Origin of the sequence: Streptomyces violaceoruber (genome assembly GCF_033406955.1) — a bacterium.
In the GTDB taxonomy this organism is placed as follows: Bacteria; Actinomycetota; Actinomycetes; order Streptomycetales; family Streptomycetaceae; genus Streptomyces; species Streptomyces violaceoruber.
In genome coordinates this window covers 7855895-7877899 of sequence record NZ_CP137734.1, presented here as the reverse complement: position 1 = coordinate 7877899, position 22005 = coordinate 7855895, and the positions used below count along the sequence as shown (strand labels likewise).

At 72.9% G+C, this 22005-nt stretch carries 23 protein-coding genes; 9 read left to right on the top strand and 14 right to left on the bottom strand.

Annotated features, from left to right (window positions below; genetic code table 11):
- Positions 1 to 121: 121 nt before the first annotated feature.
- Both R2E43_RS35520 and R2E43_RS35515 read right to left on the bottom strand, forming a co-directional pair.
- Positions 122 to 2500 carry a glycoside hydrolase family 65 protein gene (locus R2E43_RS35520; protein WP_011027316.1) on the bottom strand — a complete coding sequence of 793 codons (2379 nt, stop codon included), beginning with the start codon at positions 2498 to 2500 and terminating at the stop codon, positions 122 to 124.
- Positions 2497 to 3237 carry a beta-phosphoglucomutase family hydrolase gene (locus R2E43_RS35515; protein WP_003978139.1) on the bottom strand — a complete coding sequence of 247 codons (741 nt, stop codon included), beginning with the start codon at positions 3235 to 3237 and terminating at the stop codon, positions 2497 to 2499. The genes R2E43_RS35520 and R2E43_RS35515 overlap by 4 nt, the downstream gene beginning before the upstream one ends.
- A 53-nt stretch (positions 3238 to 3290) precedes the next feature.
- Here R2E43_RS35515 and R2E43_RS35510 point away from each other — a divergent pair, with 53 nt between their 5' ends.
- A complete protein-coding gene (locus R2E43_RS35510; protein ID WP_011027317.1) occupies positions 3291 to 3980 on the top strand; it encodes a nucleoside/nucleotide kinase family protein in 690 nt (229 codons plus the stop codon).
- Between the two features lie 24 nt (positions 3981 to 4004).
- Here the strand turns inward: R2E43_RS35510 and R2E43_RS35505 are convergent, their stop codons facing one another.
- The gene (locus R2E43_RS35505) at positions 4005 to 4178 is read right to left on the bottom strand and encodes a hypothetical protein (protein WP_166680897.1); all 174 of its coding nucleotides are present in this window, start codon (positions 4176 to 4178) and stop codon (positions 4005 to 4007) included.
- A 177-nt stretch (positions 4179 to 4355) separates the two neighbouring features.
- On the opposite strand from R2E43_RS35505, the gene R2E43_RS35500 reads away from it, so the two are divergent.
- Positions 4356 to 5273, top strand: coding sequence for a MurR/RpiR family transcriptional regulator (locus R2E43_RS35500; RefSeq protein ID WP_030872221.1), 918 nt, complete (start codon positions 4356 to 4358; stop codon positions 5271 to 5273).
- 314 nt (positions 5274 to 5587) lie between these two features.
- Positions 5588 to 5971 carry a hypothetical protein gene (locus R2E43_RS35495; RefSeq protein WP_030872223.1) on the top strand — a complete coding sequence of 128 codons (384 nt, stop codon included), beginning with the start codon at positions 5588 to 5590 and terminating at the stop codon, positions 5969 to 5971.
- Between the two features lie 56 nt (positions 5972 to 6027).
- Here the strand turns inward: R2E43_RS35495 and R2E43_RS35490 are convergent, their stop codons facing one another.
- On the bottom strand, positions 6028 to 6516 hold the full coding sequence (locus tag R2E43_RS35490) for a flavin reductase family protein (protein ID WP_193484470.1): 489 nt from the start codon (positions 6514 to 6516) through the stop codon (positions 6028 to 6030).
- A 32-nt stretch (positions 6517 to 6548) separates the two neighbouring features.
- A complete protein-coding gene (locus R2E43_RS35485; RefSeq protein WP_016325235.1) occupies positions 6549 to 7382 on the bottom strand; it encodes an ATP-grasp domain-containing protein in 834 nt (277 codons plus the stop codon).
- Between the two features lie 129 nt (positions 7383 to 7511).
- Between R2E43_RS35485 and R2E43_RS35480 the strand changes: the two genes are divergently transcribed.
- Together R2E43_RS35480 and R2E43_RS35475 are read left to right on the top strand one after the other, a co-directional pair.
- Positions 7512 to 8246 carry a TetR family transcriptional regulator gene (locus R2E43_RS35480; RefSeq protein ID WP_011027318.1) on the top strand — a complete coding sequence of 245 codons (735 nt, stop codon included), beginning with the start codon at positions 7512 to 7514 and terminating at the stop codon, positions 8244 to 8246.
- Between the two features lie 181 nt (positions 8247 to 8427).
- Entirely contained in the window at positions 8428 to 8850 is a 423-nt protein-coding gene (locus R2E43_RS35475; RefSeq protein WP_003978132.1) for a Zn-ribbon domain-containing OB-fold protein, read from the top strand.
- Between the two features lie 7 nt (positions 8851 to 8857).
- On the opposite strand, the gene R2E43_RS35470 is transcribed toward R2E43_RS35475, so the two are convergent.
- Both R2E43_RS35470 and R2E43_RS35465 read right to left on the bottom strand, forming a co-directional pair.
- A complete protein-coding gene (locus R2E43_RS35470) occupies positions 8858 to 9265 on the bottom strand; it encodes a PPOX class F420-dependent oxidoreductase (RefSeq protein WP_003978131.1) in 408 nt (135 codons plus the stop codon).
- 50 nt (positions 9266 to 9315) lie between these two features.
- Positions 9316 to 10497, bottom strand: a complete 1182-nt coding sequence (locus R2E43_RS35465; protein ID WP_329433156.1) for a MalY/PatB family protein — start codon at positions 10495 to 10497, stop codon at positions 9316 to 9318.
- Positions 10498 to 10648: 151 nt separating this feature from the next.
- On the opposite strand from R2E43_RS35465, the gene R2E43_RS35460 reads away from it, so the two are divergent.
- Positions 10649 to 12013, top strand: a complete 1365-nt coding sequence (locus R2E43_RS35460; RefSeq protein WP_332056970.1) for a S1 family peptidase — start codon at positions 10649 to 10651, stop codon at positions 12011 to 12013.
- A gap of 73 nt (positions 12014 to 12086) precedes the next feature.
- On the opposite strand, the gene R2E43_RS35455 is transcribed toward R2E43_RS35460, so the two are convergent.
- Together R2E43_RS35455 and R2E43_RS35450 are read right to left on the bottom strand one after the other, a co-directional pair.
- Positions 12087 to 12272 (bottom strand): hypothetical protein, encoded by a 186-nt coding sequence (locus R2E43_RS35455; protein WP_003978128.1) that lies wholly within the window; start codon positions 12270 to 12272, stop codon positions 12087 to 12089.
- A 165-nt stretch (positions 12273 to 12437) separates the two neighbouring features.
- Complete coding sequence (locus tag R2E43_RS35450; RefSeq protein ID WP_193484476.1) at positions 12438 to 13604, bottom strand: ROK family transcriptional regulator; 1167 nt, start codon at positions 13602 to 13604, stop codon at positions 12438 to 12440.
- A 174-nt stretch (positions 13605 to 13778) separates the two neighbouring features.
- On the opposite strand from R2E43_RS35450, the gene R2E43_RS35445 reads away from it, so the two are divergent.
- A complete protein-coding gene (locus R2E43_RS35445) occupies positions 13779 to 14981 on the top strand; it encodes a Gfo/Idh/MocA family protein (protein ID WP_332056969.1) in 1203 nt (400 codons plus the stop codon).
- Between the two features lie 33 nt (positions 14982 to 15014).
- Here R2E43_RS35445 and R2E43_RS35440 read toward each other — a convergent pair whose 3' ends face one another.
- Together R2E43_RS35440 and R2E43_RS35435 are read right to left on the bottom strand one after the other, a co-directional pair.
- Positions 15015 to 15710, bottom strand: a complete 696-nt coding sequence (locus tag R2E43_RS35440) for a L,D-transpeptidase family protein (RefSeq protein WP_003978125.1) — start codon at positions 15708 to 15710, stop codon at positions 15015 to 15017.
- A 185-nt stretch (positions 15711 to 15895) separates the two neighbouring features.
- Positions 15896 to 16696 carry an SDR family NAD(P)-dependent oxidoreductase gene (locus tag R2E43_RS35435; RefSeq protein ID WP_003978124.1) on the bottom strand — a complete coding sequence of 267 codons (801 nt, stop codon included), beginning with the start codon at positions 16694 to 16696 and terminating at the stop codon, positions 15896 to 15898.
- 50 nt (positions 16697 to 16746) lie between these two features.
- On the opposite strand from R2E43_RS35435, the gene R2E43_RS35430 reads away from it, so the two are divergent.
- Positions 16747 to 17286 (top strand): hypothetical protein, encoded by a 540-nt coding sequence (locus R2E43_RS35430; protein ID WP_003978123.1) that lies wholly within the window; start codon positions 16747 to 16749, stop codon positions 17284 to 17286.
- Here R2E43_RS35430 and R2E43_RS35425 read toward each other — a convergent pair.
- From R2E43_RS35425 to R2E43_RS35415, 3 genes are all read right to left on the bottom strand, one after another.
- On the bottom strand, positions 17270 to 18196 hold the full coding sequence (locus tag R2E43_RS35425; RefSeq protein ID WP_011027325.1) for an SDR family oxidoreductase: 927 nt from the start codon (positions 18194 to 18196) through the stop codon (positions 17270 to 17272). The genes R2E43_RS35430 and R2E43_RS35425 overlap by 17 nt on opposite strands.
- A gap of 154 nt (positions 18197 to 18350) precedes the next feature.
- Positions 18351 to 18980, bottom strand: coding sequence for an MBL fold metallo-hydrolase (locus R2E43_RS35420; RefSeq protein WP_003978121.1), 630 nt, complete (start codon positions 18978 to 18980; stop codon positions 18351 to 18353).
- On the bottom strand, positions 18980 to 20068 hold the full coding sequence (locus R2E43_RS35415; protein ID WP_011027326.1) for an S-(hydroxymethyl)mycothiol dehydrogenase: 1089 nt from the start codon (positions 20066 to 20068) through the stop codon (positions 18980 to 18982). Before R2E43_RS35415 ends, R2E43_RS35420 begins: the two co-directional genes overlap by 1 nt.
- 177 nt (positions 20069 to 20245) lie before the next feature.
- Here R2E43_RS35415 and R2E43_RS35410 point away from each other — a divergent pair, with 177 nt between their 5' ends.
- The gene (locus R2E43_RS35410; RefSeq protein ID WP_189282722.1) at positions 20246 to 22000 is read left to right on the top strand and encodes an ABC transporter ATP-binding protein; all 1755 of its coding nucleotides are present in this window, start codon (positions 20246 to 20248) and stop codon (positions 21998 to 22000) included.
- Positions 22001 to 22005 lie beyond the last annotated feature (5 nt).

Sequence of the window (22005 nt, the reverse complement as noted above, 5' to 3'; positions counted from 1 at the left end):
CACCTCCTGCCGTCAGTGGCTGGAGCCCGGAGACCGCGGGAGCACGGAAACCCGGAAAACATGGTCAAACTAACCCGCGGGCCACCGGTACGCAGGGCGGAACTCGGCCAGTCGCCCGGGCTCATCCGTCGCTCGGGACCGGCCGCTCGGTGACGCCCGGACGGCGGTGCGGGGGCTGTTCGGGCGTGGGCCGCCACTTGGGCGCGGAGATGCCGAGGGTGACGGGCTCGGCCCCGTCCACGCGGACCTCGGACCCGTGGTGGTGGATCGTCAGGGGCGGTCCGCCCAGCAGCGAGTACGAGGCCCGGTCGGGCCCGATCTCCACCTGGAGGCACCGGCCGCGGAACTGGAGCCGGAAGGCGAGGCGGCTGAACTTCTCGGGCAGCCGGGGTGTGAAGCGCAGGCTGTCGCCGTCCCGGCGGGTGCCGCCGAATCCGGCGACCAGCGCCATCCAGGTACCGGCCAGCGAGGCGATGTGCAGTCCGTCGCGGGTGTTGTGCTCCAGGTCCGCGAGGTCCATCAGGGCGGCCTCGGTGGCGTAGTCGTAGGCGAGGCGCAGGTGGCCGGTCTGCGCGGCGACGACCGCCTGGCAGCAGGCCGACAGGGAGGAGTCCCGCACGGTCAGCGGCTCGTAGTAGGCGAAGTTCGCGGCCATCTGGTCGTCGTCGCAGTGGGCGTCGAACCAGCTGCCGCAGGTGTACATGGCGAGCACCAGGTCGGACTGCTTGACGACCTGCTTGCGGTAGACGTCGAAGTACGGGAAGTGCAGCATCAGCGGGTACTGGTCGGCGCCGGTGTTCGCGAAGTCCCAGCGCTGGTGGCGGGTGAAGCCGGCGTGCTGCTCGTGCACGCCGATCTCCTCGTTGTAGGGGATGTGCACGGCCTCGGCCGCGTCCCGCCAGGCGGCGCTCTCCTCCTCGTCGACGCCGAGCCCGGTCGCCTCCTCCGGGTGGCGTTCGCACACGTCGGCGGCGGCGAGCAGGTTGGCGCGCGCCATGAGGTTGGTGTACGTGTTGTCGTCGACGACGGCGCTGTACTCGTCCGGCCCGGTGATGCCGTCGATGTGGAAGACGCCGTGGTGGTCGTGGTGGCCCAGCGAGCGCCACAGCCGGGCCGTCTCCACCAGGAGTTCCAGGGCGGTCTCGCGCTCGAAGTCGAGGTCGCCGGTCGCCGCCGTGTAGCGCACCGCGGCGTGCGCGATGTCGGCGGCCACGTGGAAGGCCGCGGTGCCGGCCGGCCAGTACGCGGAGCCCTCCGAGCCGTCGATGGTCCGCCACGGGAAGGCGGCGCCGCGCAGCCCGAGCTGGGTGGCGCGGTCGCGGGCGGCGGGGAGGGTGGCCTGCCGCCAGCGCAGCGCCTCGGCGACCGCCTTGGGCGCGGTGTAGGTGAGGAGCGGCAGCACGAACATCTCGGTGTCCCAGAAGGCATGGCCGTCGTAGCCGGAACCGGTCAGTCCCTTGGCCGGAATCGCCCGCTGCTCGGCGCGGGCGCCGGCCTGCAGCACGTGGAACAGGGCGAAGCGGACGGCCTGCTGGATCTCCTCGTCGCCGTGCACCTCGACGTCCGCGCGGGCCCAGAAGTCGTCGAGGTAGTCCCGCTGTTCGGCCACCAGGCCGTCCCAGCCGCCGTGTGCGGCGGCGGCCAGCGCCGCCTCGACCTGGTCGCTCATCGCGGGCCGGGAGCGGGCGCCCGACCAGCCATGGGCGACGGTCTTCTGCACCCGCAGCCGCTGCCCCGGGTCCAGCACGGAGGTGATGGTCAGGCGGGACACGTCCGTGTTGCTCTCGCTGCTGGTGGTGATCTCCCCGGGGGCGTCGACGACGTGGTCGGCGGCCACGGCGACCCTGAGGCCGCTGCGCCGGGTGCGGTGGACCAGCCGGAGCCGGGAGCCCATGGCGAGGTCCTCCTCCGGTTCCAGCGGGGACTGCAGCGCCTGGGCCGCCCTCGGGTCGCCGTCGGAGGAGGGCAGGCTCTCGTTGGCGACCAGTTCGGACTGGATGACGACCCGGGTGCGGGTGTCGACGGGCTCGACCTCGTACTCCACCGCGGCGATGGCGCGCTGGGTGAGGGAGACCAGGCGGGTGGAGCGCACCCGGACGGTCGTGCCGGCCGGGGAGGTCCACTCGCAGGTGCGCTCCAGCACGCCGCGCCTGAGGTCCAGGGTGCGTTCGTGCCTGCCGAGCCGTCCGTAGCGCAGGTCGAAGGGCTCGTCGTCGACCAGCAGCCGCAGCAGCTTGCCGTTGGTGACGTTGATGACGGTCTGGCCCGACTCGGGGTAGCCGTAGCCCGCTTCGGCGTAGGGCAGCGGGTGGAGTTCGTAGACGCCGTTGAGGTAGCTGCCGGGCAGGCCGTGCGGTTCGCCCTCGTCGAGGTTGCCGCGCCAGCCGACGTGCCCGTTGGACAGGGCGAAGACGGACTCGCTCTGCGCGAGGAGGTCGAGGTTGAGGGCGGTCTCGCGCACCCGCCAGGGCTCCACGGTGTACGTCCGGTTGGTGATCACGCGTGGTCTCCCAGCTCGGCGAGGTCCTTGACGACGCGGTCGGCGCCGTGGGCGTAGAGGGCGTCGGTCTGGCCGACGCGGTCGACGCCGACGACGTAGCCGAAGTGTCCGGAGCGTCCCGCGTCCATGCCGGCCAGCGCGTCCTCGAAGACGGCGGCGCGGGAGGCCTCGACGCCGAGGTCGCGGGCGGCTGCGAGGAAGGTGTCGGGGTGTGGTTTGCCGGGCAGTTTCCGTTCCCTGGCCACCACGCCGTCGATCCGTACGTCGAACAGCCGCTCGGCGTCGATGGAGCGCAGTACGTCCCGGGTGTTGGCGCTGGAGGAGACGATCGCGGTGGCGAGGCCCGCGGCGCGGACCGCGTCGATGTAGCGCAGCGTGCCCTCGTAGGGTTCCACGCCGTCGGTGCGGATCTTCTCCAGGAGGAGTTCGTTCTTGCGGTTGCCGACGCCGTTGACGGTCCGCGCGTCCGGCGGATCGTCGGGGGTGCCCTCGGGCAGTTCGACGCCGCGGGAGGCGAGGAAGGAGCGGACGCCGTCGGCGCGGGGGCGGCCGTCGACGTACTGGTCGTAGTCGGAGTCGGTGAACGGCCGGAAGTCCGCGCCGTCCCGCTCGCGCAGGAAGGTGTCGAAGGTCGCCTTCCAGGCGGCGGCGTGCACCACCGCCGTCCTGGTGACCACCCCGTCGAGGTCGAAGAGGCAGGCCTGGATGTCGTCGGGAAGTCCGAGCTGCGTCGTCATACCCCCACAGTTCCCCGCCGGGACGGGTCCGATCAGGTGACACACTGTGCGGTGTGCCGCTGACTTTCGACGACCTGCTCGCCCGTGCCCGCCGGCTGCCGCGGGACGGGCGGCGCGCCGTCCTGGGTGTCGCGGGCAGCCCCGGCGCCGGGAAGTCGACGCTCGCCGGGCATCTGGTGCGGGAGCTGAACGGCGGCGGCGAGCCGTGGGTGGCGCAGGTGCCGATGGACGGGTTCCACCTCGCCGACGCCGAACTGGACCGGCTGGGCCGCCGGGACCGCAAGGGGGCGCCGGACACCTTCGACGCGGCCGGGTACGCGGCGCTGCTGGACCGGCTGCGCGCGGAGCCGGACGGCGAGACGGTGTACGCGCCGGGCTTCGAGCGGGAGCTGGAGCAGCCGATCGCCGGGGCCGTACCGGTGCCGCCCTCCGTCCGGCTGGTCGTGACGGAGGGCAACTACCTGCTGCTGGAGACCGGAGCCTGGGCGCGGGTGCGGGCCCGGCTCGACGAGGTGTGGTTCTGCGGGCCGGCGGAACCGGAGCGGGTCAGACGGCTCGTGGCGCGGCACGAGCGCTTCGGCAAGTCCCCCGCACAGGCTGCCGCGTGGGCGCTCGGCCCCGATCAGCGCAACGCCGACCTGGTCGCGGCCACCCGGCACCGGGCCGACCTGGTGGTACCGGAGGGCGTGGTACCGGGCCCGCCGCCCGGCGACCCTGGGCCCGCGCCCTCAGCCCCTGCGTAAGAAGGTCACTCCTCCGCAGCCCGGTCACTCCTCGTCGAAGTCGTCGGGACGGACGTGCGCCTCCTCGAGGGCCTCGCGCAGGGTACGGCCGGTACCGCCCGGCGGGCGGGGTCCGTCCTCCTCGCGCTCGCGCCGGCGCCGGCCGAGAACGTCGTCGGTGGTGTCGGTCTTCGGCCGGTTCTCTTCCGGGACGGTCATGACGTCGGCTCCTCGTCCGTGTCTGCGGGTTCTTCCGTGACGGCGGGTTCCCGTGCTACGCGGTGCTATCCCCGACGGCGTGGTCCCGTCACCGGGCCGGGCGGTCCGGTCGCCGGGCGGCGGGGGTGGGCTATGTTGACCTCCGTGGGAGACATGGGAGACGAAGGAGGCGCACCCGTGCCATCGCCGCAGCAGGCACGTGCTCAGGCGTCGGCGATCACCTCGGGCCGCGCGGCCCCCGAGTCGGAGATCTCCCCCACCTCCCGGCTCAGGACGCTCTTCGACCGGCCCCGGCTCTCCCCGGGACAGCGGCGCATCGCGCAGTACCTCATCGAGCACCTCACCGAGGCGGCGTTCCTCTCGATCACCGACCTGGCCGACCGGGTGGGAGTGAGCCAGCCGTCCGTGACGCGGTTCGCCTCGGCGGTCGGTTTCAGCGGTTACCCGGCGTTGCGGGAGCAACTCCAGGCGATCGCGCTGGGCGGCCGGGGTGGGTCCGCGGCCGAGGAGTACCGGGGCAACGAACTCCAGGCGGCGGTGGACGCCGAGATCGAGAACCTGGAGAACCTGCGGCGGGACTTCGCGGACGCGGACCGGGTGATCGACGTCGGCCGCAAGCTGGCCGCCTCGGCGCCGCTGACCGTGCTCGGGCTGCGCATCTCCGTCTCGCTCGCCGAGTACTTCGCCTACGCGGCCCGCCGGGTCCATCCCGACGTGCGCCTGGTGACCCGGGGCGGCACGGTCGCCTACGACGCCCTGCTCCAGTCCCGGGAGGCGGGCGGCACCTGGGTGCTGGCCTTCTCCATGCCCCGGCACGCCCACGAGACGCTGGGCGCCGTCCGTGTGGCACGCGGTGCCGGGCTGAAGGTGGCGCTGATCACCGACCTGGCGCTCGGCCCCGTCGTGGACGAGGCCGACGTCACCTTCGCCACCGGCACCGGGTCCCGCCTGGTCTTCGACTCCTACGCCGCGCCGGGCGTGATGTGTGCGGCGCTGCTCCAGGCCATGACCGACGCCGATCCGGAGCGGACGCAGGCGCGGCTGGAGGAGTACGAGCAGGTCGCGGACCAGCACCAGTTCTTCCTGCGGGACTGATCCGGAACGGTCTCGCCCGCGATTGGTCGGCGCAGACGGGGCCATCCCCGTCAAAGCAGGCATGAATGTTTTCATACGTCTTGCAAAGCGGTTGGCATATATAAATACTGCTCACGGATCGCGACCCGGCCGCCCCGGAGCGCGTCCGCACCTGCCGCGAACACCTCGGGCCGCCGAATCCTACCCGCTCCGGCGCACCGGGTGTTCCGGTCGGGCATCGCCTGCGCGAGCGCCCGCGGCGGTCCCGGTCGTCCCCTGGACCGGGACCGCCCCCACCCGTCGCCCACCCCGTCGACGCCGCACACCCGGAAGCGATGATCATGCCCCTGACGACCACGCGCATCAGCCCGGACTGGCCCTGCCAGGTCAAGACCCCCGGCAGCTACGACTGGGAACGCTCGGCCACCAGGTGGCTGCGCGAGCTGGTCCCGGCGCGCTACGCCGGCTATCCGGCCCTGATCCGGCACCCGGTGCTGCTCGCCCGGCACGCGCAGATCCAGGTCCAGCACGAGATCCGGGTGGCCCGCACCGCACTGCAGACCGCCCGGGCGGACCTGCCCCGGCTCGGCCTGCACGAGGCGGCCATCGAGCACACCATCAAGCTGTACGCGGCGGAGGTCCTCCAGTTGCAGCACATCGCGCGCAGCGTGCGGGCCGTCACCGAGGCGCTGGCCGAACGGGGCGCCGCCGGACGCTGAACGGACACGGATCGGACGCCGGACGGGCACCGACCGGTGCTGACGGCGAGGGCGCCTCAGTCCACCGGATGCCCGGGCCGGACGGTGCGCGCGTCGGCGAGCCGCAGCAGCGGTGCGGCGGCCCGCTCGCGTCCGCCCCACTCGACCGGCTCGAGGACGAAACCGACGTGGTCGCCCCCCGGCATCCGCTCCAGGACCCGACCGACGAACCACGCCTCGGCGTCCTCCAGCACGGCGGCCCCTCCGTACGCCTCGCGCCAGCGGACCCGGCCGAACTTGTCGACGTCGTCGCCGGTCAGCCCGCCGAACAGTTCGGCCGTCGCGCGTTGGTCGCGGGCCAGCAGGTGGACCGCCAGGACGTCGGCGAACCGTGCGACGCGGAAGGTCCGGTTGACGTCGGAGATCCACACGACGTACCGCACGGGCCGGATGGAGCACTGCGAGGAGAAGCCGACCAGGCAGCCGGCCCGTTCTCCGTCCGCGGCGGCCGTGACGACGCACATATCCGGGTCGAGCCGGTCCAGGAACACGTCCATGGCGGCCATGCTAGGTGCCGCCGCCCGGGCAGCGGGGCGGCTCAGCCCGCGAGCAGGCGTCGCAGGGCCGTGCGCAGGGCCGTGACGAACGCGTCGCGGGCCGCCTCGTCGAGGGCGTCCAGGGACAGGTAGGGGTTGAGGTCCTCCAGCTCGACCAGCAGCAGCTCCCCGCCGGGCGCGCGGCAGGCGTCGACGCGCTGGATGCCGTGGTCGACGCCGTTCCACTCGATGAACCGCCGCGCGAAGTCGAGGTCGGCCACGGTGGCGTCGTACGGTTCCAGCTGCCAGCGGCGGTCGGGGTGCGGCGCGTACAGGGCGTACTGGTAGTCGTGGTCGACGAAGTAGAAGGAGACCTCGTAGGCGAAGTCGACGCGCGGCTGGACCAGGAGGTCCCCGGCGCCGTCCAGCGCTTCGGCCACCCGGCCGGCCGGGACGATCCCGAGGCCCGCCGAGTCCGCGCCGAGCCTCGGCTTGACGACGTACTCGTCCGCGGCGGGCAGCCGGTGCAGGTCCTCGGCACGGTCCACGGTGGGGATGACGGGGTACCCCGCGGCGGTGAGGTCGAGCAGGTACTGCTTGCCGATCATGTCCGCCCGGCCGGTGAGCTGGTTGTAGACGCGCGTCCCGCGTTCGGTGGCGCGCTCGCGGAACGCCGCGTGGGCGGCCTCGTACCCCTGTACGGGACCGCTGTTGCGGACGACGACGGCGTCGAAGGCGTCCAGCAGCGCGGCGGCGTCCCGGGGATGGCACAGGGCCAGGTCGAACTCCTCGCGCAGCCGCGAGGCCAGGTAGATGTCCTCGTCGCAGTAGCGCCGCCCGCGCGCCTCGTAGGCCAGGTCGGTGACGTACAGGATGCGGGGGCGGGTGAACGGCATGCGGGACTCCTCCGGGGCTGATCGGAAGTGATCGTATGCGACCGGGACGCTGGGGCGGCAGGTGCACTCAGTTCCCTCTGCATCCTGCACTGAGTGCCAGGCACTCGGCGGGCTGCTACGTTCCCCCTCATGAGCACCAGCAGTGCGGCGCCCCGCCGCGGCGACGGGACGGACGCGGCGGAGGTCCGGCCGCCGATGCGGGAGGCGCTGGTCGCGGCGGCGTTCCGGCTGTTCCTGGAGCGGGGGTACGAACAGACCACCGTGGACGACATCGTTGCCCTCGCCGGCGTCGGACGGCGTTCCTTCTTCCGGTACTTCCCGTCCAAGGAGGACGTGGTCTTCCCCGACCACGAACGGTGCCTGGCCGACATGCAGGCGTTCCTGGCCCGTTCGCCCGAGGACGCCGACCCGGTGCGGCGGGTCTGCGACGCGGCCCGGCTGGTCCTGGGCATGTACGCCGAGAACCCGGCGTTCTCCGTGCAGCGCTACCGCCTCACCAAGAAGGTCCCCGGCCTGCGCGCCTACGAGTTGTCGGTGGTGTGGCGCTACGAGCGGGCCCTCGCCGAGTACCTGCGCGGGCGGCTGGGCGGACGTCCGGACGGCAGCCTGCGCGCCGACGTGATCGCGGCCGCGGTGGTCGCGGCCCACAACAACGCGCTGCGGTCCTGGCTGCGTTCGGACGGGCGCGACGACGCGGGCGCCGCGGTGGACCACGCACTGGCGTACGCGCAGTCCGCGTTCGGCGACGTTCCGGTGCCGCCCCGCGGCACCTCGCCCGAGGACGTGGTGGTCGTGGCCGCGCGTCGCGGCACACCGCTGTGGCAGGTGCTGCGGGAGATCGAGACGGCGTTCGCGCACGACTGACGGCCGGACACGACGGCCTCACGCGTGCGTTCACCCGCAATCAAGGGTACCGAGTGCCTTTACGCGTGACACTCAGTGCCATACGCTGTGGTGCGTGCACGGCGGCACGGTGAGCCGCGCACCCGCGTGCCCGGTGACCGCGCACGCGGGATTCCGGCCCTAGCGCAGGGAGTTGACCAGCGTGTACCACTCAGGAAACGTCGCTCAGCAGGCGGCCGGCCCCGCGACGGGCCTGCTCGACCCGAGGACCGAGGACCGGGGCCCGGACACCGAGGCCGTCTTCTACCAGCGCTGCACCTGGTGCGGCACCGCCGTGTACCACCGGGTGCTGTGCCCGGTCTGTCGCGGCAGCGAGCTGCGGACGGAGCGGAGCGAGGGCACGGGGACGGTGCGTCACGCCACGGTGGTGCACCGCAACACCCCGGCCGCACGCAATGTCTCCCTCATCGAGATGGCCGAGGGGTTCGTGCTGCGCGGCCGGGTCATGGGACCGCTGATCGGCATACACAGCGGGGACCGGGTGCGGCTGTCCACGGCCAAGGACCCGGTGCGCGGCGAGCCGGTCTTCCAGCTGGTCGACGAGCCGTACCGGGCCTGGACCTGATGGCGGGTCAGTTCTCGGCCGGTGGCGCCGACGTGAGCGTGACGCGGATTCCCAGGGTGCCGTCGAGCCCACGGCGCAGCCTGCTGCCGAGCAGGGTGAGCCGGCCGAGGACGCCGTACTTGCGGGCGAGCAGCCGCCGGTAGCGGGCCGTGGTGGCCGCGTCGCAGATCTCCGCAGTCCCCGGCACCTGCTCGCCGGTCGGCCTGCCGCGCACGTCGCAGGGGCCGACCAGGACGTCGGCGCGGTTGCGCACGCGTTTGACCTTCCAGGAGTCGGACACGGTCCAGACGCCGAGCGCGTCCCCGTCCCGCACCACCCACACCGGGGTGGCGACCGGCGTGCCGTTCTTCCGGTACGTGGTGACCAGCAGGTACTTGCCGGCGCCGAGCCGGGCGAGTGACGCGTCGTCGTCCATGCTCCGGAAGTCTAGGCCCGCCGCCCCGGGTCCCCGGTGTCGCCCCCGCCTCATTCCAGGGCGGCCGCCATCCTCCGCACCGCCTCCGTGAGCACCTCCGGCGAGGTGGCCAGGTTGAGCCGCACGTGTCCCGGCCCGCCGCTGCCGAAGGGAACGCCGGAGCTGAGTGCCACCCGGCCCCGGTCGAGGAAGACCTCGGCCGGTTCGTCACCGAGGCCGAGGGCGCGGCAGTCGAGCCAGGCGAGGTAGGTCGCCTCACCGGCGCGGTGCACGACGCCGGGCAGCCGCTCGGCGAGCAGGCCGGTGAGCAGCCGCCGGTTCTCGTCGAGCCCGGTGAGCACGGCGTCCAGCCAGGCGGTTCCGTCACGCAGGGCGGCGGTGTGGGCGAGGACGCCGATGTGGCTCGGCCCGTGACCGACCTCCTCGGGCATCCGCGCCAGGTCGGCGGCGGCTCCGGGGCCCGCGACGGCCAGGGCCGCCTTGAGCCCGGCGAGGTTCCAGCCCTTGGACGCCGACATCAGGGAGAGGCCGCGCTCGGCGCCGGGCACGCCCAGGTAGGGCACGAACCGCGCGTCGGGGGCGGTGACGACCGGAGCGTGGATCTCGTCGGCGACGACCCGGACGCCGTACCGCTCGGCCAGGGCGGCGACGGCCGCCAGTTCCTCGGCGGTGTGGACGGTGCCGGTCGGGTTGTGCGGGCTGCACAGCAGGAAGGCCGCCCGGCCACCGCCCGCGACGGCCCGCCGGAAGACCGCCTCCAGCACGCCCAGGTCAATCCGCAGGTCAAAACCAAGGGGCGCCTCGACGACGCGCCGGTCCATGTGGGTGACGAACTGGTAGAACGGCGGGTACACCGGCGGGTTGACGATCACCGGGTCGCCGGGCCCGGTGACCAGCTTGAGCATCTCCACGACGCCCAGCATCACGTCGGGCACGATCGCCGTCCGTTCCACGGCCAGGCCGTCCCAGCCCCACCGCTTGGCGGCGAAGGCGGCGAGGGCCTCGGCGTAGGCGGTGCCGACGGGGTAACCGGTGTCGCCGAGTTCCATGGCCTCGGTGACGGCACGCACGACGGGCCGGGCGAGCGGCACGTCCATCTCGGCCACCCACAGCGGCAGTACGTCCGCCGGGTGGGTGCGCCACTTCATGCTGGTACGTCGGCGCAGCTGGTCCGGCGTGAGCGCGCGCAGCGGGTTCGGTTCAGCGGCCTGGTCCCACGGGTTGCTGGTCATGGGGCCAAGATAGGACGCGGTGACGCGGCCGGGGAACAAGGCGCCGGCCCGGTGAACACCGAGGTTCCCGCCGCCGTATGGGAGGAGGGTGCTCGACGTCCGGAGGCCCCCGCGGCGGCGACGCCGCGCGGTCGGCTTCGGGAGCGCAGGCATGAGGCACGCACGACGACGCATCGTCCGGCGAGTGGCGCGGCTGGCGGCCGTCGGCGGACTGCTGCTCGGGGGAACGATGGTCACCCGGGCCGTGGCGAGCGAGCCGCCCGACGCGTCCGCCGCGCCGCGCACCTTCGCGCAGACCCCGTCCGGCGCCGGCGGCGACCTCGTGTCCCGGCTCGGCACCGGTCGTACGGCGGGTCACTGGGTCGACTCCGAGGGGCGGCCGGTCGTGGCGGTGACGGACGAACGCGCGGCCGAGGCGGTGCGCCGGGCGGGTGCGACGGCGAAGCGGGTGCGGCACAGCTTGTCCGAGCTGAGGTCGGCGGCCTCGACGCTGCGCTCGGCGCCCCGGGTGGCCGGTACGGCGTGGGCGCTGGACTACCGCTCCAACGAGGTGGTGGTCCGGGGCGACCGCACGGTCTCCGGGTCGGACTGGTCGCGGCTGACGGCGGTCGCGGAGGGTATCGGCGGGTTCGTCCGCATGGAGCGTACGGAGGGCACGTTCACCACCCGCCTGAACGGGGCGGAACCGATCCTGTCCACGGCGGGCCGCTGCTCGGCGGGATTCAACGTGACCGACGGCACGAGCGACTTCATCCTGACCGCCGGGCACTGCGGCCCGACGGGCTCCGTCTGGTTCGGCGACCGCCCGGGTGACGGGCAGGTCGGCAGGACGGTCGCCGGGAGCTTCCCCGGAGACGACTTCTCCCTGGTGGAGTACGCGAACGGCAAGGCGGGCGACGGTGCCGACGTGGTGGCGGTCGGCGACGGCAAGGGGGTGCGGATCACGGGGGCGGGCGAACCGGCGGTCGGGCAGCGGGTGTTCCGCAGCGGAAGCACCAGCGGGCTGCGCGACGGCCGGGTGACGGCGCTGGACGCGACGGTCAACTACCCGGAGGGCACGGTCACCGGTCTGATCGAGACCGACGTGTGCGCCGAACCCGGGGACAGCGGTGGGCCGATGTTCTCCGAGGGCGTCGCGCTCGGGGTGACGTCGGGTGGCAGTGGCGACTGCGCCAAGGGCGGCACCACGTTCTTCCAGCCACTGCCGGAGGCCATGGCGTCGCTCGGGGTCCGGCTGATCGTCCCGGGCCGGGAGGGTGCCGCCGCGGGCACCTCGGCACCGGCCGGCCAGGCACCGGGCACCCGGGCACCGGGCGCCTCCGGGGCGGGGGCGCCGGCCCCCGTGGCGGGCGTCGACGGCTCGACCCTGCTCGCCCGGCTCACCGACCGCCGGAACATAGGACCGGGCCTGCTGGTGGTCGCGGGCAGCCTGGTGGCGCTGGTGGCCACGCGGTGGATTCGCGAGGAGCAGGACCGCAAGGCCTATCGGCGGCGGTACTCGGCGACGTGGGGCTGACCGGGCCGGTACGAGGCTCGGCCCTCGGGGCTGCCGGGGGGCCGGGACGGCGAGGCGTCCTGGGCGGCGCCGGTCAGGCGGCCTTCACGGACTCCGGGGCCGCGTTGGCCCACTCCATGACGAGCCGCTGGTACTCCGCGCGCTGCTCGACGCTCAGTGTCCCGCCCGACCGGAGCCACAGGGCTCGGATCTCCTCGTTGACCTCGGCAGCCGATCGCTCGGAGGAGGGTTCAACAGTGGTGGACATGCTGTGAAGCATACGGCGCCCCGCGTGAAGACGATGTGAGTAATCGCGAGCCAAGCGGACATATCGGACCGTGTTACTGATCACGTCCATGCTCTCATCTGTCAAGACCTACCGGCGAGTTCGTTCCCACCAGATGTGTTCTGCCGCACACGGCCCACCCGTTCACACCGGAGCCGCTCACACCGGCGCGGCACCCAGCACCAGCACCTGGATCGCCGGCACGGCCGCGCCCCGGGCCCAGTCGTGGAAGTCGGACACCCGGGTCTCCAGGCCGACCGGCGCGGCCCGCGGATGCCGGTGGTCCCGGACGGTCTCCGCCACCACGTCGCCCGCCACCTCCATCAGCCCGACCCCCTCCCCCGCGAGCAGGATCTTCTGCGGCATCACGAAGTTGGCGATCTGCGCCACCAGGGTGCCCAGCGCCCGCCCGGCCTCCGCCACGACTCGCGCGGCCATGGGCTCCCCGGCGGCGGCGGACGCGAGGATCTCCTCGTAGGTCCGGTCGTGGCCGGTCGCGGCCCGCACCTGGTAGCGCATGTTGGGGATGGTCAGCAGGGAGACGGCGCTGCCGCGCCGCCCGTCGGGGGTGAGCGGCCCGTGGGGGTCGAGGATCCAGTGTCGCCCGAAGCCGCGGTCCTCGTCCCCGGCGTACGGCACCCGCCTGCCGCCCAGTACCAGCCCGTACCCGATGCCGGCGCCGATGGTGAGGACGACGAACCGGTCCAGTCCGCGCCCCGCCCCGAACCAGGTCTCCGCCTCCACGAAGGCGGCGGTGTCGTTCTCGACGACGACGGGCAGCCCGGTGCGCTCCTGCACCAGCGCGGCCAGCGGCACCCCGCGCCAGCCCAGGAAGGGTGACTCGCCGACGACGGCCCGGTCCTCGACGAGCCCGCCGACGCCGATGCCGATCCCGGCGACCCCGGGGCGGCCGCGGGACAGTTCGGCGGTCATGCCGGCCAGCAGGCCGGCGACCTCGGCGGGGTCGTGGGTGGCGAGCGCGCGGTCGTGGCGGGCGACGATCTCGCTCCTGAGGGTGGTGACGACGCCGTACACCATGTCCTGAGTGATCTTGAAGCCGAGGAAGTACCGGGAGTCCGCGACCACGTCGAGCGGCCGGGACGGGCGCCCCTGCCGCCCTCCGGCCGGGCCGCCGCCCGCCTCCGGGACCTCGACCAGCAGCCGCTGCTCGATGAGCGGTTTGGTCAGCCGGGTCAGGCTGCCGGGCGAGAGGCCGAGCCGCCGGGCGATCTCGCTGCGGGAGAGCGGGCCGTGCACGAGGACCTCGATCGCCACGGAGCGTTCCCCGGGAGTCAGGGGCGGCCAGTCTTCGGGACGTGTGGGCATGGGCTCACGCTCCGGTTTCTTCCGCTTCGGAAACAACAGGGCGACTCTACGCCCGGACGGTCCACCCGAGGCGTCGGTAATGGATGTCCGCGCAGCCCTTGACGGCATGATTGTTCTGCGTCAAAAGTAAAGGGGGTCCGAGCCGCCGCATGCGACAGTGAAGGGCACGCCATCATGACGTTCTCCATCGGCATCGTCGGTGCCGGCCAGTTCTCCGGGCAGTTCGCCAGGCTGTTCCGGGCGCACCCGGGCGTACGTGACGTGTACGTCACCGACCTGCTGCCGGAGCGGGCCGAGCGGCTCGCCGCCGCCGAAGGCCTGGCCGGCACCTTCCCGGGCTACGAGGCGATGCTGGAGTCCCGGGCGGTCGACGCCGTCGCGATCTTCACCCAGCGCTGGACGCACGGCCCGCTCGTGCTCCAGGGGCTGGCGGCGGGCAAGCACGTGTACTCGGCGGTCCCCATGGCGATCAGCGCGCGGGAGATCGCGGACATCATCGACGCGGTCAGGGCGACCGGCCTGACGTACATGATGGGTGAGACCAGCCAGTACCACCCGGCGACCGTGCACGCCCGCAACAAGATCGCCGAAGGCGCCTTCGGCAGGCTCTTCTACGCCGAGGGCGACTACGTGCACGACATGGACCTCGGGTTCTACGACGCGTACCGGTACAGCGGCGGCACGGACTGGAAGGCCACCGCCAGCTATCCCCCGCTGCTGTACCCCACGCACTCGGTGGGCGGGGTGCTGGGCGCCTGGCGGACGCACGCGGTCGGCGTCTCGGCGATCGGCGTGGTCGACGAGCGCGGGGACGGGGTCTTCGACCGGTCGGTCAGCCGGTTCGACAACGACGTGTCCAACGCCACCGCACTGTTCGAGGTGGCCGGCGGCGGGTCGTTCCGCACGAACGAGTTCCGCCGGGTCGGCTATCCCTCGCACATCAGGGAGTCGCGCTTCCGGTTCTTCGGCACGGAGGCGAGCATGGAGCAGCTGGCCACAGTGGCGTTGTGGCAGGACAAGACCGGAGTGGCGGACATCAGCGAACTGCTGGAGCCCAAGCCCACCACGTCCCCCGACGACCCGTCGCTCCAGCACATAGCGCCGGAACTGCGGGCCGCCTTCACCTCCGGTTCGGCGCCGGTGCACGACCGGGCGCGGCTGCCGCGGGCCTACGACCGGATGCACAACGGGCACGAGGGCAGCCACCACTTCCTGGCGGACGACTTCGTGACCGCGGTCAACTCCCGGACGCTGCCGTCCGTGAACGCGTGGGTGGCCGCCCGCTACACCCTGCCGGGCATCGTCGCGCACGACTCCGCACGGCAGGGCGGGGCCCGGCTGGAGATCCCGGACTTCGGGGACGCCCCCGGGGTGTGAGACGCCGCGGCGCGAGCCGGGCGCCGGTGTCCGTCAGGTGCCCGGCTTGCGGCCGTACACGTACACGTCGTCGCCCTTCTTCAGCAGCGACCAGTACTTCTTGGCGGCGGTCCTGGTCATGTTGACGCAGCCGTGCGACCCCGGCGGGTTCCACATGCTGACGCCGACGGAGTGGAAGGCCTGGCCGCCGTCGAAGAACTGGCTGTAGGGCATCGGCACGTGGTAGATGGTCGAGACGTGGTCGATGTTGCGCCAGTAGACCTTCTTCAGGCCGGTGCGGGTCTCGTAGCCGTTGCGCCCGGTGCGGACCGGCACCGGCCCGTACACCAGCTTCTTGCCGTCCTGGATCCAGCTCAGCTGGAGGCTGAGGTTCACGCAGGCGATGCGGCCCTTGTTGGTGGGGCACTTGCCGGCTTTGTTCGGGTTCTTTCCGACGGCCTTCTGCTTCGTCATCAGGTCCATCACTCCCCAGGTGACGGGTCCCGCGTAGCCGGCGTTCGGCTGGATGCCGTGCTTGGTCTGGAAGGCGCGGATCGCCTTGCAGTCGGCGGTGGACTGCTTGCCGTCGGCCTTGCGGCCGAGGAACTTCTCCACCTTCTTCTGGTACGGACCCGCCTTCGCGGTGCAGCTCGCGGCCTGGGCCGGTGCCGCCGTGAGCGCGAGTGTGAGCGGTGCCACCAGTGCGGTGACCCCGAGTGCGACGGCTCCCCGTCTGCGTATGTCCCCCATGGCCGGTCATGCCTTTCGCGTCGAGGCGGTGCGCTGGGCGGAAGGTCGCCTTCGTGCGATCCCGGCATGCTAGACCGCCGTCCGGCGGCTTTGGTTGCGTGCCGGCTGCCGCCGCGACGCAACCGTGACAAACACCACCGGACCGCATGTGACCGCATCGGACCGCACCGGACCGCCCTGACGCGTCAGTCCGAGCCCTCCGCCCGCGCGATCGCCTGCCGGAAGCCGGTGTTGACCGCGGTCAGACCGCCGTCGACGACCAGGGTGGTCCCGGTGATCCAGGCGGCGTCGCGCGAGGCGAGGAAGGCGACGGCCGCCGCGACGTCCTCGGGCTCGCCGACCCGCCCCAGCGGGTACAGCCCCCGCACCGCGGCCAGTTCCTCGTCCCGGCCCTCCCAGGCCGTGGTGCGCACCGTGCCCGGCGTGACGAGGTTGACGCGGACGCCGCGCGGGCCCGCGTGTCCGGCGAGGGTGCGGGTCAGCGAGGCGAGACCCGCCTTTGCCGCGCTGTAGGCGTGGTTGCCGAAGTCCTGGACCCCATTGACCGAACCGATGCTCACGATCGCGCCGCGGCCGGAGGCCGCGAGGTGGGGCAGCGCGGCCCGGCAGCAGCGTTGGGCGCCGGTGAGGGTGACATCGAGGTCGCGGGCCCAGACGTCGTCCGGTTCGTCCTCGAAGAGCGGGGCGTCCGGCGTACAGGCGAAGGCGTTGTTGACCAGTACGTCCAGACCGCCGAAGGTTTCCACGGCATGGGCGACGGCCGTCTCCACGGACTCCCGGTCGCTCACGTCGCAGGCGAACGCGGTCGCGTCGAGCCCGTCGTCCGCCAGTTCCGCCGCGGTCCGCCGCGCCCCCACGAGGTCCACGTCGGTCAGCAGTACCCGGGCTCCCTCCGTGGCGAGCCGGCGTGCGGTGGCCGCGCCGATGCCCCGGGCCGCGCCCGTCACGAGTGCCGCGTAATCGGTGAATCGCCTGGTGTCCGTCATGGGCCAGACGGTAGTACCGCGACGATCACGGGGGCAGATAGCGTGCGGCCATGTCCGCGTTTCTGCAGCAACTCCCCGCGCTCATGGGCGTCGTCATCGGCGCGCTCGGTTCCTATCTCGCCGTGGTCCGCAGTGACCGGGCCCGGTTGCGCCGGGAGAGCGAGGCCCGCTGGGAGGAGCGCAGGCTCGCGGTGTACTCCGACTACGCGCGGACCGTGAAGACCTCCGTCACGCTGACGTACCGGGTCGCCGCCCACCTCGGCAACGACCCCCACCCGCATCCGCTGACCCCCCGCGAGGCTGCGCCGGCCCAGGCGGAGGCCACCGTCGCCCGGGACCCGGCCGGTGAGGCACTGCTCCTGCTGGGCAGCAAGGACGTGGTGGACAAGGCGCGGGTATGGGTGGTGGCAGTGATGGAGATGGAGCGCTTCCTGCGCGAGGAGACCCGCGATCCGGATGCCTGGCGGGCCATGCTGGAGGGGCAGCGCACCGCGCGCGAGGGCTACTACGCCGCCGTGCGGGAGGACCTGGCGCTGCCACCGGGGCACGGCGCCCGGTGGCCGCTGCCGCCCGTCAGCGATACCCCGTGACGTCGGCGGGTTTGTCCGCGTCCTGGACCTCCACGAGATAGCGCCAGGCGTCCGGGCGGCTGCCGTCGAGGTCGGTGAAGCCGTACTCGCGGGCGAGCGAGCCGCTGGAGAAGGACCGTCCGTTGAAGCGCGCCACACCGGGGTCGGCGGCGAGGGCGGTGACGGCGCGGCCGACGTAGCGGGGCGTCTCGGAGATGGCGAAGTGCGGGACGCGGTCGAGGGCGTCGCGCCAGTTCTCCTCGCGCACGCCGAAGTGGTCGAGCATGATCTCCGAACGCAGCCAGCCGGGGGTCAGCGCGACGGCGGTGGCACCCCGCGGTCCCACCTCGTGCCCCAGGGAGAAGGCCATCCGCAGGACGGACGTCTTGGCGAGGTCGTAGAAGAACGAGTTGCGGTAGTGGTCGCGGTTGTAGGCGTCGGTGCCGTCGGTGACCTCGACGACCAGTCCGCCGGGGCGGCGCAGCAGCAGCGGCAGCGCGTGGTGGCTGGTGATGGCGTGGGTCTCGACGGCGAGCCGCAGCAGTCTGAGGCCCTTGTCGAGGTCGTGCTCCCAGACGGGGCTGTCCCACTCGAAGAGGGTCTCGCCGCCCCAGATGTCGTTGACCAGGATGTCGAGGCGGGCCTGTTCGCTGGCGATCCGGTCGACGACGGCGGCGACCTGGTCCGGGTCCAGGTGGTCGGCGGGTACGGCGACACCGTGGCCGCCCGCCTCGGTGACCAGGTCGGCGGTGTCCTCGATGGTCTCGGGGCGGTCGTACTCCGAGCGCCGGACGCGGGTACTGCGGCCGGTGACGTAGACGGTGGCGCCGGCCGCGCCCAGTTCGACGGCGATGCCCCGGCCGGCACCGCGGGTCGCCCCGGCGACCAGTGCGACCCTGCCCGCCAGCGGACCTTTCGATGACCCTGTCATGTCCGGCTTCCGTTCCTCTCCCACCCGTCCCGCACGAGCGATGTCGTTTCGAGAGTGCCCGGGAAGCCGGACATCTTCTGTCACCTTTACCGCGTGTCCCCGCGTTTACGCGTTTGGGCACGTGCCGGGGCGGTCCCGGTGGCGACCGTCCCGGTCAGTGGCCGCGCTTGATCCACTCCTCCAGGTGCGGGGCCTCGGCGCCGATGGTCGTGGAGTCCCCGTGCCCGGTGCGGACCTCGGTCTCCGGCGGGAGGACCAGCAGCTTGTCCCGGATCGAGTCGATGATGGTCGGGAAGTGGGAGTAGGAGCGGCCGGTGGCGCCCGGTCCGCCCTGGAAGAGGGTGTCGCCGGTGAACACGGTGCCGAGACCGGGGTCGTAGAGGCAGACCGCGCCGGGCGCGTGGCCCGGGGTGTGCAGGACGGTCAGGTCGGCGCCGGCGGCCTCGATGACGAGGCCGTCGGTCAGCCACGCGTCCGGGGCGCGGTCGGGGTGGGTCTGCTGCCACAGGGGGAGGTCGTCGCGGTGCAGCCAGATGGTGGCGCCGGTGCGCTCGGCGAGCGCGGGCGCGGCATCCACGTGGTCGTTGTGGGCGTGGGTGCACACGATGGCGGTGAGCCGCCGGTCCCCGACGGCCGCGGCGATGGCGTCGGCGTCGTGGGCGGCGTCGATGACGACGACCTCGTGGTCGTCGCCGACGAGCCAGACGTTGTTGTCGACGTCCCAGGTGCCGCCGTCGAGGCTGAACTGCCCGGAGGTGACGAGGCGTTCGATGCGGGGGGCCATCAGAGCACCACCACCGAGCGCAGCACGTCACCGGCGTGCATCCGGTCGAAGGCCTGCTCCACCTCGTCGAGGCGGATGGTCTCGGTGACGAACTTGCCGAGGTCCAGGCGGCCCTGGAGGTGGAGGTCGACCAGCATCGGGAAGTCGCGGGAGGGCAGGCAGTCGCCGTACCAGGAGGACTTGAGCGAGCCGCCGCGGCCGAACACGTCGAGCAGCGGCAGCTCCAGCTTCATCTCGGGAGTGGGCACGCCGACCAGGACGACGGTGCCGGCCAGGTCGCGGGCGTAGAAGGCCTGGCGGTAGGTCTCCGGGCGGCCGACGGCCTCGATGACGACGTCGGCGCCGAAGCCGCCGGTCAGTTCGCGGATCGCCTCGACGGGGTCGGTCCCGCGGGAGTTGACGGTGTGGGTGGCGCCCATGGTGCGGGCGGTCTCCAGCTTGCGGTCGTCGATGTCCACGGCGATGACCTTCGAGGCGCCCGCCAGGTACGACCCGGCGATCGCCGCGTCGCCGACGCCGCCGCAGCCGATGACGGCGACGGTGTCACCGCGGCCGACGTTGCCGGTGTTGATGGCGGCGCCGATGCCGGCCATCACCCCGCAGCCGAGGAGCCCGGCCACCTCGGCCGGGACCGCCGGGTCCACCTTGGTGCACTGTCCGGCGGCGACCAGGGTCTTCTCGGCGAAGGCGCCGATGCCGAGGGCCGGGGAGAGCTCCTGTCCGGTCGAGGCGAGGGTCATCCTCTGCTCGGCGTTGTGGGTGTCGAAGCAGTACCAGGGGCGCCCGCGCCGGCATGCCCGGCACTTCCCGCACACGGCGCGCCAGTTGAGGATCACGAAGTCCCCGGGCGCGACGTCGGTGACCCCGGCGCCGACCGACTCGACCACGCCCGCGGCCTCGTGGCCGAGCAGGAACGGGAACTCGTCGTTGATGCCGCCCTGCTTGTAGTGCAGGTCGGTGTGGCACACCCCGCAGGCCTGGATCTTGACGACGGCCTCGCCCGGGCCGGGGTCCGGCACGACGATCGTCTCGATCCGCACCGGCTCGTCCTTGCCCGGCGCGATCACGCCGCGTACTTCCTGCGCCATGGTCCTGACCCTTCCTCGGCCGTTCAGCGTTCCCCCAGACCCTACGCGCAAGTGATCGGAAAGGGGCAGGTGACAGGGCGGTTCGCGGAGTGCGGGGTGGTCCGGCGCGGACCGGCGCGTCGTGGCGTGCGGCGCCGACGTAGCCTGAGTGCCCCGTCCGTGTGCCGAAGGAGCGACGTGACCACCGCACAGCCTCAGACCGGTACGCCCGCCTGGCGGCTGCTCCTGTCGTACGTACGACCGCACCGCACGGCCCTGTTCGCGGGCGCGCTGCTCTCCCTGGTCACCGGCGCCACGGGGCTGCTGCTGCCGCTGGTGGCGCGGGAGCTGATCGACGACCTGGCGCAGGACCGGGCCATCACCGGCGCGCTGCTGGCCATGTCGGGGCTGGTGGTCGCCAACACGGCGCTGGGCGCGCTGGGTTCGTACGTGCTGCGGCGCACCGCGGAGTCGGTGGTGCTCGGGGCGCGGCGCACCCTGTCGTCGTATCTGCTGCGGCTGCGGATCGCGGCGGTGGACCGTACCGAGCCCGGCGACCTGATGGCCCGGATCACCTCCGACACGACGCTGCTGCGCGAGGTGACCACCGACTCCCTCATCGGCCTCGGCACCGGTGGGCTGACGCTGGTGGCGACGCTGGTGATGATGGGCGTCGTCGATCCCGTGCTCCTCGGGGTGACGCTGACCGTGGTGCTGGGCGCGGGCACGGTGCTGGGGCTGATCGTGCCGCGCATCAACCGGGCGAGCCGGCAGGCGCAGGACGCGGTGGGCGTGATGGGCGCCGCGCTGGAGCGGATTCTCGGCGCGCTGCGCACGGTGAAGGCGTCGGGCGCCGAGCCACGGGAGGAGCGGGTGCTGCACGAGGCCGCCGAGGAGTCCTGGCGGCAGAGTGTGCGGGCCGCCAAGTGGTCGGCCGCCGCGGGCAACACGGCGGGACTCGCGATGCAGATCGCCTTCATCACGGTGCTCGCGGTGGGCGGGGCGCGGGTGGCGACGGGAGCGATCGACGTGGGAACTCTGGTCGCGTTCCTGCTGTTCGTCTTCTATCTGATGTCCCCGATCCAGCAGGTCGTCGGCGCGATCACGCAGTACCAGACGGGCCGGGCGGCGCTGGGCCGGATCCAGGACGCGCTGGGCCTGCCCGCGGAGCCGCAGGCCCGGCCGGTCCCGCTGCCGTCGGCGGGCGCGCCACCGGCGTCCGTCTCCTTCCGCGAGGTCCGCTTCCGCTATGCCGACGATCTTCCGTACATCCACCACGGGGTGAGCTTCGAGGTGCCGGCTCGGGGGATGACGGCGTTCGTCGGTCCGTCCGGTGCGGGCAAGACCACCGTGTTCTCCCTCGTCGAGCGGTTCTACGACCCGGACTCCGGGGAGATCACGCTGGACGGCCGGAGCCTCGGGGACTGGGAACTGTCCTCGCTGCGGGCCTCGATCGGCTATGTGGAGCAGGACGCCCCGGTGCTGTCCGGTTCGCTGCGGGACAACCTGCTGCTGGGCAATCCGGAGGGGGACGAGGCGACCCTCGCCGCCGTGCTGAAGACGACCCGCCTGGACGGCCTGGTCGAACGGCTGCCGAACGGGCTGGAGACGCTCGTCGGGCATCGGGGCACGAAACTGTCCGGGGGTGAGCGCCAGCGGGTGGCCATCGCCCGGGCGCTGTTGCGCCGGCCGCGTCTGCTGCTGCTCGACGAGGCCACCTCGCAGCTGGACGCGGTCAACGAGGCGGCGCTGCGCGACACCGTGGCGGACGTGGCCCGGACGACCACGGTGCTGGTGGTCGCGCACCGGCTGTCCACGGTGACGATGGCGGACCGGATCGTGGTGATGGACGCGGGGCGCGTGCGTGCGGTCGGCACGCACCGGGAGCTGGTGACCGCCGATCCGCTGTACGCGGAGCTGGCGGCCACCCAGTTCCTGGCGACCGGTGGCTGACGCGG